Raw genomic sequence first — 1,132 nt, forward strand, 5'->3', positions numbered from 1 at the left:
GGGCAAACTTGCCAGATCGGGATTGAGCCTGCAATACAGTTCGAGGTCGAACAAGCCGGACTGCTCGATGATCCGCCGGATTTCCTGCGAGGAAGATTGCTCGTCGCTCGCGATGGAATCGCCCGGCCCCGCATCGGAATTCTCCTGGTCCGTCGCGCGCACGGTCACCGGTGCGAAATGACGTCCCTCTTGCTTGCCGAATGCCAAGTAATGGACGAGCGGATTGACCCCCGCGGCCCGAACATCAGGGTTATCGTCGAGATAGCGGTTACCGTCGAACGACATGCTCGGCTGCCGCGCTTCCCTCCACCCGAATTGCAGGTAATGAACAACGGGATCGATAGCCGCATCCGCTACGTCCGGATAGGTCGCCAGATAATATGCGCGATCGAATAACGGCGATGTACGCAGCAACCCGGCTTCGTCCACCGATACGTCCGGTGATTCAGTGAAGCGTCTTGCAAGCCTCCCCACGCGCCGACGCGCAGCCCCAAATCGATCAATTAGCATAGTTGATGTACCGCGGCCGGACTCTGGAGATGGACGAGGAATGAGGCTGATCTCTGCCTTGTGTTGCGCGAGCAATTCCGTCAGATTCTGATTGGCCAGCTCGTTGGCGGCATTGATTTTGTGGCATTCGTCCAACCTTTTCTCTAGCCATTGCTTCTCGGTAGTGAGTTCATTGATATCGCTCTTGAGCTGGCGCGTCATTGCTTCGAGCCGTTCGATCTCCGACCGGTGCTCAGCAAGCGCTGCGCTCAGATGTTGCTTGTCCTGCTCCATGGCGACGTTGGCAGTCTTATAGTTGCTCCACTGCACTTCAAGCCATTCCTTGCCCCGCACCAGGGATGCGATATCGTCTTTGAGCTGGCTGACAATACCTTCGAGGCGCTCAATGTCCCGTTCGTGTTCCCGCTGCGACCCGATCAGGCCCAGCCGTTCCCGCTCGAGGGTGACATTGCTCGAGTAGATCTCTGCCGACGTCTGTATGAGCAGTTGCATGGCGCTGGCCAGTTGCCGGGGAAACGCCGCCATGTTCTTTGCGAGCGTCGCCTCCGCCGTCGAGCGCATGTGTGCTGAATCCTTGCTCATCGACTGATCATGGAGGCGGTAATAGCCGAGTTCTCGTGGC

General features: G+C 58.0%; 1 protein-coding gene. It reads right to left on the reverse strand.

Annotated features, from left to right (window positions below):
- Window positions 1–1,092: hypothetical protein (locus ABZX22_RS45240; protein WP_354923564.1), on the reverse strand; the 1,092-nt coding region annotated here is incomplete at its 3' end.
- Window positions 1,093–1,132 lie beyond the last annotated feature (40 nt).

The organism is Nonomuraea sp. NPDC003804 (genome assembly GCF_040610675.1).
Taxonomy (GTDB): Bacteria; Actinomycetota; Actinomycetes; order Streptosporangiales; family Streptosporangiaceae; genus Nonomuraea.